Here is a 13,108-nt window from a genome sequence, read left to right as displayed (position 1 = left end):
ACGGACCCGGCGGGCCCGCTGACCAGCGGGCGGCCTAGTGTAAAGCGGTCCGGGCCCGCTGTGACGTAAAATGAGCGTCCATTTCGTCGGTCGACCCCGGAGCGCCATGCGCTGGTACGGAAAACTGCTCGGATTCATCGCCGGCGCCCTGCTGTTCCGGCCCAATCCGCTGTTCGGCGCGGTGGTCGGCCTGTTGATCGGCCACGCCTTCGATTCGGACTGGTTCCGCCTGAACAAGGAGAACCCGTACCGGGAGCTTGGGCTGACCTCCGAGGCCACCGATGCCGAGGTCGAGCGCGCCTACCGCAAGCTGATCTCGCAGTACCACCCCGACAAGCTGGGCGGTGCCGCCCCCGAGCTGCAGCAGCAGGCCGAGCAGAAGTCGCGGCGGATCAATGCCGCCTACGACCGCATCAAGACCCTGCGCAAGCGCTGATTCCAGAGTCCCGCCTGCGGGCGGGAGAACCTTTTCCCCGTTCCGAAGGCCCCGGCCATGTCCAACTGCCTCATCGCCCCCTCCATCCTGTCCGCCAACTTCGCCCGCCTCGGCGAGGAAGTCGACAACGTCCTCGCCGCTGGCGCGGACTGGGTCCACTTCGACGTGATGGACAACCACTACGTGCCGAACCTGACCATCGGCCCGATGGTCTGCCAGGCGCTGCGCAAGCATGGCGTCACCGCGCCGATCGACGTGCACCTGATGGTCGAGCCGGTGGATCGCATCATCCCGGACTTCGCCGAGGCCGGTGCCACCTACATCAGCTTCCACCCGGAGGCGAGCCGCCACGTGCACCGCACCATCCAGCTGATCCGCTCGCTGGGCTGCAAGCCGGGCATCGTGCTCAATCCGGCCACTCCGGTGGACATCCTCGACTGGGTGCTGGATGACCTGGACCTGGTGCTGCTGATGTCGGTCAACCCGGGCTTCGGCGGCCAGGCCTTCATCCCCTCGGCGCTGGACAAGCTGCGCGTGGTGCGCAAGATGATCGATGCCAGCGGCAAGGACATCCGCCTGGAGATCGATGGCGGCGTGAAGGCCGACAACATCGGCGAGATCGCCGCTGCCGGCGCCGACACCTTCGTCGCCGGTTCGGCCATCTTCAACGCCAGGACCAGCTACCAGGATGTGATCGCGCAGATGCGCGCCAACGTCGCTGCGGCACGGGGCTGAGCCATGAGTACGGTGGCCGTGTTGAACATCCGCCCGGCCACCGTCGCCGATGCGGGACTGATCCTGCATTTCATCCGCGAGCTGGCCATCTACGAGAAGGCCGAGCATTCGGTGCAGACCGATGAGATCGGCATCGCCGAGAGCCTGTTCGGCGCCGATGCCACGGCGCGCGCGTTGATCTGCGAAGCCGACGGCGAGGCCATCGGCTATGCGGTGTATTTCTACAACTATTCCACCTGGCTGGGCCGCAAGGGCATCTACCTGGAAGACCTCTACGTCAGCCAGGAAAAGCGCGGTGCGGGCGCCGGCAAGGCACTGCTGAAGTACATCGCGCGCCAGGCCGTGGCCGAGGGCTGCGGCCGTTTCGAATGGTCGGTGCTGGACTGGAACACCCCGGCCATCGAGTTCTACACCGCTGCCGGTGCCAAACCGCAGGACGAGTGGACCGTGTACCGGTTGCAGGGCCAGGCGCTGCACGATTTCGCCAACGGGTGAGGCGTGTGGTGGCTGCGTACCGCAACCCGGTGGGTGCGAACCTTGGTTCGCACTCCCTGCGTACCCCCCCCAAAAAAAAAGCCACGCCAATCACTGGCGTGGCCTCGCTGCATGCGTGGGAGGCTGATCCTGCCTCCATCCATCGTCCCTGCTATGGCCTTCCATTCTCCAGCAACTGAATGACACCTGCGTGACATTCACCGCGGGCAAACAGCGCATTGCTAGCCTGTGCCACCCCCTCCTGGAAGTACCGCATGACCACCCCGCGCTGGCGCCTGATCCTCAATGGCAAATCCGCAGGCAACGAGGAACTGCGCGAGGCTGTCGGCCATTGGCGCGGGCAGGGCGTGCAGCTGGACGTGCGGGTGACCTGGGAGGACGGTGACGCCGAACGCTACGTGGCCGAGGCCATCGATCATGGCGTGGACGTGATCGTTGCCGCCGGTGGCGATGGCACGCTCAGCGCGGTGGCCGAAACCCTGGCGCATCGTGAGGAAGCGGCGGATGCGCTGCCCTCGCTGGCGCTGATCCCGATGGGGACCGCCAACGATTTCGCCACGGCTGCGGGTATTCCGACCGAGCCTGAGGGCGCGTTTGCGTTGATCGGACAAACCACGCCGCGTGCCATCGATCTGCTGCGCGTGGATGCCGATGGCACGCCCTGGTGGTGCGCCAACCTCGCCAGCGGTGGCTTCGGCACGCAGGTGACGGTGGAGACCGATGCCGGCCTGAAGAAGATGCTGGGCGGGCTGGCCTATGTGATCACCGGCATCGCCAAGCTGGGCCGCATCGAGCCGATCACCGCGCGGCTGTCCGGCCCGGATTTCGCGTGGGAAGGCGACTTCATCGCCCTGGGCATCGGCAATGGCCGGCAGGCCGGCGGTGGCCAGCAGTTGTGCCCGCAGGCCGTGATCGACGATGGGCTGCTGGATGTCACCGTGCTTCCGGAACTGGAAGGTGAGGTCACCGCCACGCTCGGCCAGATGCTGAAGTCGGGCACCCAGGCGGCGCTCGAACAGCTGGCCACGCGCGCGCGGCTGCCGTGGCTGCAGGTGGAGTCCGAGCGCCCGTTGACCCTCAACCTGGACGGCGAACCAGTCCAGGCCCGCCAGTTCCGCATTGCGTGCGTGCCGGGCAGGGTGCGGATGCACCTGCCGACCGGATGCCCGTTGCTGGCCGGGTAGGGGGTAAAGTCGACTGTTGGTCGACTGCTTTTCGTTCCGACGGCGTAAAACCCCGCGCTACGCGCGCAAGTCGACCAACAGTCGACTCTACCGGTCCGCGTCGTTGGTTCCCGTGGCCGGCCCCGCCCGTCCCGTGGTTCAGTTTCCCAGGGTTCCCCTCCCGCCCCGGCTGCGATACAGTCAGGGGGTGTCCAGCCTGACGACCCCGCATACCCTTTCTTCCGCACGCCGTTGGTGGCGATGGTGGCCCGTTGCCGTCGTCCGCCCCCATAACGCTGTGTCCCGGAAGGAAAGTCGTCTTGAACTCGCACGCTCAGTTTCAGCAGCAGGCCGCTGAAGGCCACACCCATATTCCCGTCGTCCGTGAAGTGCTGTCCGACCTGGACACGCCGCTTTCGGTCTATCTGAAGCTCGCCGACGGCCCCAATACCTACCTGTTTGAATCCGTCGAAGGCGGCGAGCGCTTTGGTCGTTACTCGATCATCGGCCTGCCGGCGCGTCGCGTGTACGCCTTCCATGGCCACACGCTGACCGTGCGCGAAGACGGCCAGGTGGTGGACACCCGCGAAGTGGCCGACCCGTTCGCCGAGGTCGAGGCGCTGCGCAGCGCCCACTCGGTGCCGAAGCTGGAAGGCCTGCCGGGCTTCACCGGTGGCCTGGTCGGCTGGTTCGGTTTCGAGTGCATCGGCTACATCGAGCCGCGCCTGGCCCCGCCGGCCGGCCGCGATGAGCTGGGCACGCCGGACATCCTGCTGCTGGACTCCAACGAGCTGGCGGTGTTCGACAATCTCAAGGGCCGGCTGTACCTGATCGTGCACGCCGACCCGCGCGTCGACGGTGCCTTCGAGCAGGCCCAGGCGCGCCTGGATGCACTGACTGCCAAGCTGCGTGCACCGGGTGCCGGCTATCCGGCGCCGCTCAACAGCGACGTGCTGGACGAATCGGATTTCGTCTCCGGTTTCACCCGCGAAGGGTTCGTCGATGCGGTCCAGCGCAGCAAGGAATACATCCGCGCCGGCGACATCTTCCAGGTGGTGCTCAGCCAGCGCCTGAGCGTGCCGTTCAAGGCGCGCCCGGTGGATGTGTACCGCGCGCTGCGTGCACTGAACCCGTCGCCGTACATGTACTTCCTGGATGTCGGCGACCTGCAGGTGGTCGGTTCATCGCCGGAAATCCTGGTACGCCTTCAGGATGGCGAAGTCACCGTGCGCCCGATCGCCGGCACCCGCCCGCGTGGCGCCACGCCCGAGCTGGACCTGGCGCTGGAAGCCGAGCTGCTGGCCGATCCGAAGGAACGCGCCGAGCATCTGATGCTGATCGACCTGGGCCGCAACGATGCCGGCCGCGTCTCGAAGGCAGGTACCGTGGAGGTGGGCGAGCAGTTCGTGATCGAACGCTACAGCCACGTGATGCACATCGTCAGCGAAGTGACCGGGCAGCTGCAGCCGGGCCTGAGCTATGCCGACGTGCTGCGTGCCACCTTCCCTGCCGGAACGGTCAGCGGCGCGCCGAAGATCCGCGCGCTGGAAGTGATCCGCGAGCTGGAACCGATCAAGCGCAATGTCTACGCCGGCAGCATCGGCTACATCGGCTGGCATGGCGATGCCGATACCGCGATCGCGATCCGCACCGCGGTGATCAAGGATGGCCGCCTGTACGTGCAGGCCGGTGCCGGCATCGTCTACGACTCGGACCCGGACAAGGAATGGGACGAGACGATGAACAAGGGCCGCGCGCTGTTCCGCGCCGTCGCCCAGGCCGCCAAGGGCCTGTGATCCTCCCCGTGCCGTGGCCTGCGCCGCGGCACCTTCCGCTGTTCCCATTCAAGACAAGGAGTACCGCATGAAGCTGCTGAGCGCATTGCTGTGGTCGTCACTGCTGGCCACGATGGCCCCGTCTGCGTGGGCGCAGGCCAACACGATTCCCTCGCAGCCGCACCTGCTGGTGAAGGGGCAGGGCAGCCGCACGGTGATGCCGGACCGGTTCGGCCTGCAGTTGAACATCGAAGAGACCGACATGGACGCCGACGCCGCGCGCCGCCGCGTGCAGGACAACGTTGCCCGCGTGCTGGCACTGTTCAAGCAGCACAAGGCGGTGGAGGGCAGCGTGCGTGCGGACAACCTGCGGATCGGCCCGGCCACGCGCTATGAGCAGAACCGGCAGGTCTTCATCGGTACCCGCGTATCGCGCCAGCTGCGTGCCAGCTTCGCCAGCGTGAAGGCGATGCAGGATGTGCTGGGGGCGTTGAAGGCCAACGAGAACGTACAGGTGAGCAGCCTGGCGCCGACCTATTCGGGCGAAGTGGCGCTGCGCCGCGAACTCAAGGGCGAGGCAGCGGCCCAGACCCGCGAGTCCGCGCAGGGCCTGGCCAAGGCCTATGGAACAAGAGTGCGTGGCCTGTACAGCATCTCCGATGTGGCGCCGGACTTCGCCTACGGCATCCGGGCCGGGCAATGGCCGCAGCAGGGCGAGGACGGCGGGGACCTCGACAGGATCTCGGTGACCGGCAGCTACGCGCCCGCCTCCGCGCCCGCGCCCGCGCCCGCTGAGCCCGAATCCATTGAAGCCGGCCCCATCACCTACACCGAAAACGTGTACGCCATTTTCCTCATAAGCGACGGAACCTGACCATGTTGTGGATGATCGACAACTACGACAGCTTCACCTACAACCTCGTGCAGTACCTGCAGACGCTGGGCGCCGAGGTGAAGGTGGTGCGCAACGATGCGATGAGCGTGGACGAGATCGCCGCGCAGAAGCCCGAGCGCATTGTCATTTCGCCCGGCCCGTGCACGCCCAACGAAGCGGGCGTGTCGCTGGAGCTGATCCAGCGCCTGGGTCCGACCACGCCGATCCTCGGCGTTTGCCTGGGCCACCAGGGCATCGGCCAGGTCTACGGCGGCACGGTCATCCGTGCCGGCAACATCATGCACGGCAAGACCTCGCCGATCCGCCATGAAGGCAAGGGCGTGTTCGCCGGCCTGCCGGACCGCTACCAGGCCACCCGCTACCACTCGCTGGTGGTGGACAAGAACAGCCTGCCCGATGTGCTGGAAGTGACCGCCTGGACCGAGAACGACGACGGCTCGATCGAAGAGATCATGGGCCTGCGCCACCGCCAGTTCCCGGTGGAAGGCGTGCAGTTCCATCCCGAATCCATCCTCACCGAACACGGCCACGCCCTGCTGCGCAATTTCCTGCAGCGTCCGGCGGCCTGATCCAAGGAGCATTCCCATGAGCTTCTCCCCCCAGGAAGCCCTGCAACGCACCATCGAGCACCGCGAAATCTTCTTCGACGAAATGGTCGACCTGATGCGGCAGATCATGCGCGGCGACGTGTCGCCGATGATGACCGCCGCCATCCTCACCGGCCTGCGCGTGAAGAAGGAGACCGTGGACGAGATCGCCGCGGCGGCCACCGTGATGCGTGAATTCGCCCGGCCAGTGCCGGTGGCCGATACCTCCAACCTGGTTGATATCGTCGGTACCGGTGGCGATGGCTCGCACACGTTCAACATCTCCACCTGCTCGATGTTCGTCGCGGCCGCCGCCGGCGCGCGCGTGGCCAAGCATGGCAACCGCAGCGTGTCGTCCAAGTCCGGCAGTGCCGACGCGCTGGAAGCGCTGGGCGCGGTGATCGAACTGCAGCCGGATCAGGTGGCCGCCGCCATCGAGCAGACCGGCATCGGTTTCATGTTCGCGCCGATCCACCATCCTTCGATGAAGGTCGTTGCGCCGGTACGCCGCGAGATGGGCGTGCGCACCATCTTCAACATCCTCGGCCCGCTGACCAATCCGGCCAGCGCGCCGTCGGTGCTGATGGGCGTGTTCCATCCCGATCTGGTGGGCATCCAGGCCCGCGTGCTGCGCGAGCTGGGCACCGAGCGCGCCATGGTGGTCTGGGGCCGCGACAACATGGACGAGATCTCGCTGGGTGCCGGCACGCTGGTGGGCGAACTGCGCGACGGCAAGGTGCGCGAGTACGAGATCCACCCGGAGGACTTCGGCATCGCCATGTCGGCCAGCCGCAACCTGCGCGTGGACAGCCCGGAGCAGTCCATCCAGATGCTGCGCGCGGTACTGGACAATGAGCCCGGCCCGGCGCTGGACATCGTTGCGTTGAATGCCGGCGCCGCGCTGTACGTTGCCGGCGTGGCCAGCGACATCGGCGACGGCCTGGCCCGCGCCCGTGCCGCCATCGCCAACGGCAGTGCCCGCCAGCGCCTGCAGCAGTATGTTGAGACCACCCGCGCGCTGGTTGCCTGAGCGCGCGGTTCAGCCTGACCCCGTCGATGGCCGATAATGGCCGTCCTCACCGCCCCCGCACCGAACCGAAGACGATGAGCGACATCCTGCAGACGATCCTGGCCCGCAAGGCCGAAGAAGTGGCCCAGCGCCGCGCCCAGCGCCCGCTCGAGGCGCTGCAGGCCGCCGTGGCCAGCGCCCCGCCGGTACGTGGCTTTGTGCGCGCCTTGCAGGCGGCGGTGGCCAACGGCGATCCAGCGGTGATCGCCGAGGTGAAGAAGGCCAGCCCGTCCAAGGGCGTCATCCGCCCGGACTTCCGCCCGGCCGACATCGCCGTCAGCTACGAGTTCGGCGGCGCCAGCTGCCTGTCGGTGCTGACCGACGTGGACTTCTTCCAGGGCGCCGACGCCTACCTGCAGCAGGCGCGCGAGGCGTGCACGCTGCCGGTGCTGCGCAAGGACTTCGTCATCGACGCCTACCAGGTGTACGAGGCACGCGTGCTGGGCGCCGACTGCATCCTGCTGATCGTCGCCGCGCTGGACGACACCCAGCTGGCCACGCTGTCCGAACTGGCGCTGTCGCTGGGCATGGACGTGCTGGTGGAAGTGCACGACATCGACGAGCTGGAGCGTGCGCTGCAGGTGCCGGCGCCGATGATCGGCATCAACAACCGCAACCTGCGCACGTTCGAAGTGTCGCTGCAGACCACGCTGGACATGCAGAACGCGGTGCCGCGTGACCGCCTGCTGGTCACCGAGAGCGGCATCCTTGGCCCGCAGGACGCGGCGCTGATGCGTGACGCCGGCATCCATGCCTTCCTCGTCGGCGAAGCCTTCATGCGCGTGGAAGAGCCGGGCGAGGGCCTGCGTCAGCTATTCTTCGCGGCATGACAACGCACTATCCAACGCCGCGCGAGGATGCGCCGCTGGTGGTCTTCGACTTCGACCACACCCTGTACGACGGCGATTCGGGCACCCACCTGTTCGCCTCGCTGATCAAGCGCAACCCGCTGCGCATGCTGGCGGCGCTGCTGGTCACGCCGATCGCCGGGCCGATGGTGGCGATGCTGCCGACCCGTCGCGCGGGCATCTCGGTCTATGTGTGGATCGGCAGCTTCGGCCTGCACCGTGCGCGTGACTTCAACAAGGTGATCGACGCCTATGTGCTGCGCAACCAGGCGCAGATGCGCGCCAAGCTGCTGCCGCAGGCGCTGGAGGTGTTCGCCGCGCACCGCGCCAAGGGCGACCGCGTGGTGGTTGCCACAGGTGCGCCGCCGGAGCTGGCGCGCGCGATCCTGGCTTTCGTGGCCCACCAGGACGTACCGGTGATCGGCACCGAGGTCGGCCCACGGCTGGGCGGCGTCGGCCCGACCCGCCACTGCCACAATGAAGAGAAGATGCGCATGCTGCGCGAGCGCGGCTACGGCGACATCGATATCGCCTATTCCGACAGCACCGCCGACCTGCCGCTGCTGCTGGCGGCCAAGGCGCCGGTAGTGGTTAACCCCAAGCCGGGCCGGGTGGCGTTCTTCCGCCGCGTGCTGCCGGCGGGCACCCGCATCCTCAACTGGGGTTGCGTGGACCGGGGCGGCGACAAGGCCTGATCCCGCCGCACGGTGATGGATCTGCCGGCCAGCGGCCGGCACTACCCTTCTCCGTCGCGGTTGTGCCGGCGCTTCTCTGTCCCGGTAGTGCCGGCCGCTGGCCGGCAAACGCTCAGCGGTACAGGTGCCCGTACACCGCGTGGCCAATCTGGAACAGGCTGATCCCCAGCACCAGCACGCCGACGGCCACCAGCACCCAGCGCTCCTTCACCCGCTTGACCAGGATGGCCGCTACCGGCGCGGCCATCATGCCGCCGATCAGCAGGCCGGCGACGATCTGCAGGTGCTGCACCCCCATCGACAGCAGGAAGGTCGCCGACACCGTCAGCGTGACCACGAACTCCGCCGCATTGACCGTGCCGATCGTGGTGCGCGCCTGGCCACCCCGGGCGAGCAGGGTGGACGTGGCGATCGGCCCCCAGCCGCCGCCACCGCTGGCGTCGAGCAGGCCCGCGAAGAAGCCCAGCACCGGTACCCGGCGGATCTCGCCCTTGGGCATCCAGCGTCCGGCCGCGCGGGCCAGGATGATGATCGCCAGCACCAGCAGGTACAGGTAGATCAGTGGCCGGATGATCTCGCCCGGGATCTGCGTGAGCACGTACGCGCCCACGGCACCGCCCACCGCGCCAGGCAGGGCCAGGCGCAGGAACAGGCGCTTCTCGACATTTCCGGCTGCGAGGTGCGACACACCCGAGGCGCCAGTGGTGAACACTTCAGCGGTGTGGATGCTGGCGCTGACCTGCGCCGGGGGCAGGCCCATGCTCAGCATCACCGACGAAGACACCAGGCCGAACGCCATGCCCAGCGCGCCATCGACCAGCTGTGCGCCCAGGCCGATGAGGATGAACCACCAGAATTCGCTGCTCAGTTCCATGCCCCGAGCCTAGCGCGCGAAGGAGTGCGGACCAAGGTCCGCACCCACCGGGTGCTCAACGGTCAACGGGTGCCGTACAGCACCACGGTCTTGCCACGGGCATGCAGCAGGCCGTCGGTCTGCAGCTTCTTCAGCACGCGGCCGGCCATTTCCCGCGAGCAGCCGACCAGGCGTGCCAGCTCCTGGCGGGAGACGCGCAGCTGGCTGCCCTGCGGATGGCTCATCGCCTCCGGTTCCTGCGCTAGGTCGTGCAGGGTGCGCACGATCCGGTCGGTAACGTCCAGGAATGCCAGGCGGCTGGCCTTGCGGCTGGTGTCGAGCAGGCGCTTGGAGATCTGCTGGCCCAGCGCGTACAGCAGGCGCGGGGCGTCGGCCGACAGCGGGCCGAGGAACAGCTGATGCAGGCGCTCGTAGCTGATTTCAGCCAGCTCGCAGGCGGTACGGGTCCGCAGGATCACCTCGCGGCGGTCCGATTCGACGAAAAGGCCCATCTCGCCGACGAACTCGCCGGCACCGAAGTAGCCCAGCACAAGCTCGCGATCGTCATCTTCCTCGGCCATGATCGAAACCGAGCCGCTGATGACGTAATACAGGGTTCCCGCCGGGTCACCGGGTCGGAAGACGTCGGTACGGGTGGGATATCGCCGCCTGTGGCTGTGCGCCAGGAAACGATCGATTGTGGCGATATCCAGGGCCAGTGGACTGCTAGCTAGGCGCACGGTTGACACGATAGGGGCGCTCCCTCTGCGCATGAACGGATTCACGGGGTCGATAGCGGAGCTTAACCAGCGCAATTGTTAAGGGCAAACAGTGTGCCAGAACTCTTGCGTCTTCACGTTCCCCCCGGGGGCAGTTTGCCCCATAATTCCCCCTTTCCCTTCTTACACAGGAATCGACCGCCGTGGTCAAGCCGTTGCCTCGCCTGAGGCTGCAGGGTTTCAACAACCTCACCAAGGCGCTGAGCTTCAACATCTATGACGTGTGTTACGCGCGCACCGAAGAGGAGCGTCAGCGTTACATTGAATACATCGATGAAGAGTACAACGCCGACAGGCTGACTCAAATCTTGACCGATGTCGCCGAGATCATCGGCGCCAACATCCTGAACGTGGCCCGCCAGGACTACGACCCGCAGGGTGCCTCGGTGACCATCCTGATCTCCGAAGAGCCGGTGATCGACAAGAAGCAGGCCGGCAAGGAACTGATTCCCGACGCCGTGGTCGCGCACATGGACAAGAGCCACATCACTGTCCATACCTACCCGGAAACCCATCCGCAGGAAGGCATCGCGACGTTCCGCGCGGACATCGACGTGGCCACCTGTGGCGTCATTTCGCCGCTGAAGGCCCTGAACTACCTGATCGAGAGCCTGGAATCGGACATCGTGATCATGGACTACCGTGTCCGTGGCTTCACCCGCGATGTGAAGGGCAAGAAGCATTACATCGATCACAAGATCAACTCGATCCAGAACTTCCTGGCCAAGAACATCAAGTCGCGTTACGAGATGTTCGACGTCAACGTCTACCAGGAAAACATCTTCCACACGAAGATGCACCTGAAGGACTTCGACCTGGACCAGTACCTGTTCGAGGAAAAGGCCAAGAACCTGTCGTTCAAGGAACGCATGAAGATCGAAGCGCTGCTCAAGCGCGAGATCGAAGAGCTGTTCCACGGCCGGAACCTGTCCGAGTAAGCCCCATGTGCGATGCCCGCAGGCATCGCCGCCCAGGCGGGACGACCCGCCCCGTGGAACCAGTGCCCCGCACGCGTTACAGTTCCACGGTGATGTACCGACCCACGGCCCGGTGTGAAAACACCGGGCCGTTTCGTTTTTCCCAAAAAGGTAAGGAGCCCCCACCCATGCCCTGGATCTATCTGCTGCTGGCCGGCCTGTTCGAGATCGGTTTCGCCCTCGGAATGAAGTACTCCGAAGGCTTCAGCAAACCCCTGCCCACCGTTGCCACGGTGGTGTCCGCCCTGATCAGCCTGTACCTGATGAGCCAGGCGATGAAGAGCATCCCCGTCGGCACCGCCTACGCGATCTGGACCGGCATCGGCGCCATGGGCGTGGCGGTGCTGGGCATCTACCTGTTCAACGACAGTGCGTCGCCGGCCCGCCTGGCCTGCGTGGGCCTGATCGTAGCCGGCGTGATCGGCCTGAAGCTGGTCTCGCCGAACTGATTGATGGCCCGACCAACGGTCGGGCCCCACCGTCGCCCCCGCACCTCCTGGTAGGCCCGCACCGTTGGTGCGGGCGACCCTTCAAATGCGGTAGGCGATGGTCTTCATCACCCTGGAAGCCAGCGCCATCGCGCCCGGGATCGGGAACGGCAGGCGGCGTGCGCCGGCCTGTTCGGCGTGCTCCGCATGGCGGGCCTCGTCTTCCTTCATCACCTGGATGACCGCGCGGCTGCGCAGATCGCCGGCCGGCAGGTCGACCAGGTGCTCGTCCAGATGGGCTTCCACCTGGCGCTCGGTTTCAACCACGAAGCCCAGGTTCCAGCCGTCGCCGCGCAGACCCGCCAGGGTGCCGATGGTGTAGCTGCCGGCGTACCACAGCGGATTGAACAGGCTCGGGCGGCTGTCCAGTTCATCCAGCCGGGTCGCGCACCAGGCCAGGTGATCGGTCTCTTCCTGGGCCGCTTCCAGCAGGTGTTCACGGGTGGCCGGGTCGCGGGCCACGGCCGCCTGGCCGAAGTACAGGCCCTGTGCGCAGACCTCGCCGACATGGTTGATCCGCATCAACCCCGCGGCGTGGCGGCGCTCGGCGCGGCCCATGCCCGGCTCGCCGGTGCCTGCGGCCGGGTAGGGGCGGGCCGCCGGAGGGTTGCCGAACACCGTGTCCAGGGCGCGCTGCGCCTCGGTCAGCAGGTGGTCCAGCGGGGTGGTCTGGCGGAGCACGGTCATGGCGGCACGCGGTGGGGCGGGAGACCCGCCGATTCTCGCCCGCCCCCGCTCCCCCTGCCAACCCGGGGCAGGGCCAGCTTGCACCGAGGGCGTGACCTGCGTACAATCCCGCCTCTTGCGCTTCACCTTTCACAACGCGTGGCAGAGTTCCGGCGAGTCCTTCGCCGCAATGAGCCCGACCTAACCTAGAGTTCTTCATGAGCACTTTCACTGCCAAGAACGAGACCGTCCAGCGCGACTGGTACCTCGTCGACGCCGAGGGCAAGACCCTGGGCCGTCTCGCCACCGAGCTGGCCCGCCGTCTGCGCGGCAAGCACAAGCCGGTCTACACCCCCCACGTTGATACCGGCGACTACCTGGTCGTCATCAATGCAGAAAAGATTGCCGTCACCGGCAAGAAGCTGCAGGACAAGATGTATCACCGTTTCACCGGCTACATCGGCAACCTGAAGACCGAATCCCTGGCCCAGGCGCTGGAGCGCCACCCGGAGCGCGTGATCGAGATCGCCGTGAAGGGCATGCTGCCGAAGGGCCCGCTGGGTCGCCAGATGTACCGCAAGCTCAAGGTCTACGCCGGCACTGAGCATCCGCACGCCGCACAGCAGCCGCAGGTTCTGGATATCTAA

At 66.6% G+C, this 13,108-nt stretch carries 16 protein-coding genes; 13 read left to right on the top strand and 3 right to left on the bottom strand.

Going from position 1 to position 13,108, the window contains the following annotated elements; all coding sequences use genetic code 11:
- Positions 1-106 precede the first annotated feature (106 nt).
- From AC5QAB_RS14955 to AC5QAB_RS14910, 10 genes are all read left to right on the top strand, one after another.
- Complete coding sequence (locus tag AC5QAB_RS14955; protein ID WP_005411327.1) at positions 107-436, top strand: J domain-containing protein; 330 nt, start codon at positions 107-109, stop codon at positions 434-436.
- Positions 437-493: 57 nt separating this feature from the next.
- The gene (gene rpe / locus AC5QAB_RS14950) at positions 494-1,171 is read left to right on the top strand and encodes a ribulose-phosphate 3-epimerase (protein WP_006474082.1); all 678 of its coding nucleotides are present in this window, start codon (positions 494-496) and stop codon (positions 1,169-1,171) included.
- Positions 1,172-1,183: 12 nt separating this feature from the next.
- Positions 1,184-1,666 (top strand): GNAT family N-acetyltransferase, encoded by a 483-nt coding sequence (locus AC5QAB_RS14945; RefSeq protein WP_065178874.1) that lies wholly within the window; start codon positions 1,184-1,186, stop codon positions 1,664-1,666.
- Between the two features lie 254 nt (positions 1,667-1,920).
- Positions 1,921-2,850 (top strand): lipid kinase YegS, encoded by a 930-nt coding sequence (yegS, locus tag AC5QAB_RS14940; protein WP_075076640.1) that lies wholly within the window; start codon positions 1,921-1,923, stop codon positions 2,848-2,850.
- A 299-nt stretch (positions 2,851-3,149) separates the two neighbouring features.
- Complete coding sequence (gene trpE / locus AC5QAB_RS14935) at positions 3,150-4,625, top strand: anthranilate synthase component I (RefSeq protein ID WP_012481441.1); 1,476 nt, start codon at positions 3,150-3,152, stop codon at positions 4,623-4,625.
- A gap of 67 nt (positions 4,626-4,692) precedes the next feature.
- On the top strand, positions 4,693-5,478 hold the full coding sequence (locus AC5QAB_RS14930; RefSeq protein ID WP_049404521.1) for an SIMPL domain-containing protein: 786 nt from the start codon (positions 4,693-4,695) through the stop codon (positions 5,476-5,478).
- A 2-nt stretch (positions 5,479-5,480) separates the two neighbouring features.
- The gene (locus AC5QAB_RS14925; RefSeq protein ID WP_014038739.1) at positions 5,481-6,068 is read left to right on the top strand and encodes an anthranilate synthase component II; all 588 of its coding nucleotides are present in this window, start codon (positions 5,481-5,483) and stop codon (positions 6,066-6,068) included.
- Between the two features lie 16 nt (positions 6,069-6,084).
- Positions 6,085-7,116, top strand: a complete 1,032-nt coding sequence (gene trpD, locus AC5QAB_RS14920) for an anthranilate phosphoribosyltransferase (RefSeq protein ID WP_197562101.1) — start codon at positions 6,085-6,087, stop codon at positions 7,114-7,116.
- Between the two features lie 74 nt (positions 7,117-7,190).
- On the top strand, positions 7,191-7,985 hold the full coding sequence (gene trpC / locus AC5QAB_RS14915; protein ID WP_495233483.1) for an indole-3-glycerol phosphate synthase TrpC: 795 nt from the start codon (positions 7,191-7,193) through the stop codon (positions 7,983-7,985).
- Positions 7,982-8,698 carry a haloacid dehalogenase-like hydrolase gene (locus AC5QAB_RS14910; RefSeq protein WP_005419826.1) on the top strand — a complete coding sequence of 239 codons (717 nt, stop codon included), beginning with the start codon at positions 7,982-7,984 and terminating at the stop codon, positions 8,696-8,698. The genes trpC and AC5QAB_RS14910 overlap by 4 nt, the downstream gene beginning before the upstream one ends.
- Before the next feature lie 112 nt (positions 8,699-8,810).
- Here the strand turns inward: AC5QAB_RS14910 and AC5QAB_RS14905 are convergent, their stop codons facing one another.
- Complete coding sequence (locus AC5QAB_RS14905) at positions 8,811-9,572, bottom strand: sulfite exporter TauE/SafE family protein (protein WP_014648664.1); 762 nt, start codon at positions 9,570-9,572, stop codon at positions 8,811-8,813.
- A gap of 62 nt (positions 9,573-9,634) precedes the next feature.
- Complete coding sequence (crp, locus tag AC5QAB_RS14900) at positions 9,635-10,324, bottom strand: cAMP-activated global transcriptional regulator CRP (protein WP_010482649.1); 690 nt, start codon at positions 10,322-10,324, stop codon at positions 9,635-9,637.
- Positions 10,325-10,473: 149 nt separating this feature from the next.
- Here crp and speD point away from each other — a divergent pair, with 149 nt between their 5' ends.
- A complete protein-coding gene (speD, locus tag AC5QAB_RS14895) occupies positions 10,474-11,268 on the top strand; it encodes an adenosylmethionine decarboxylase (RefSeq protein ID WP_014648662.1) in 795 nt (264 codons plus the stop codon).
- Between the two features lie 167 nt (positions 11,269-11,435).
- Positions 11,436-11,756 carry a DMT family transporter gene (locus AC5QAB_RS14890; protein WP_005419816.1) on the top strand — a complete coding sequence of 107 codons (321 nt, stop codon included), beginning with the start codon at positions 11,436-11,438 and terminating at the stop codon, positions 11,754-11,756.
- An 81-nt stretch (positions 11,757-11,837) separates the two neighbouring features.
- On the opposite strand, the gene coq7 is transcribed toward AC5QAB_RS14890, so the two are convergent.
- Entirely contained in the window at positions 11,838-12,482 is a 645-nt protein-coding gene (gene coq7 / locus AC5QAB_RS14885; RefSeq protein WP_049440046.1) for a 2-polyprenyl-3-methyl-6-methoxy-1,4-benzoquinone monooxygenase, read from the bottom strand.
- Between the two features lie 197 nt (positions 12,483-12,679).
- Between coq7 and rplM the strand changes: the two genes are divergently transcribed.
- Complete coding sequence (rplM, locus tag AC5QAB_RS14880) at positions 12,680-13,108, top strand: 50S ribosomal protein L13 (protein ID WP_005414692.1); 429 nt, start codon at positions 12,680-12,682, stop codon at positions 13,106-13,108.

Source organism: Stenotrophomonas sp. YJH_SMC_127, from assembly GCF_059372445.1.
Note: the sequence above shows the minus strand (reverse complement) of the source record. Positions and strands in the feature narration are given on the sequence as shown.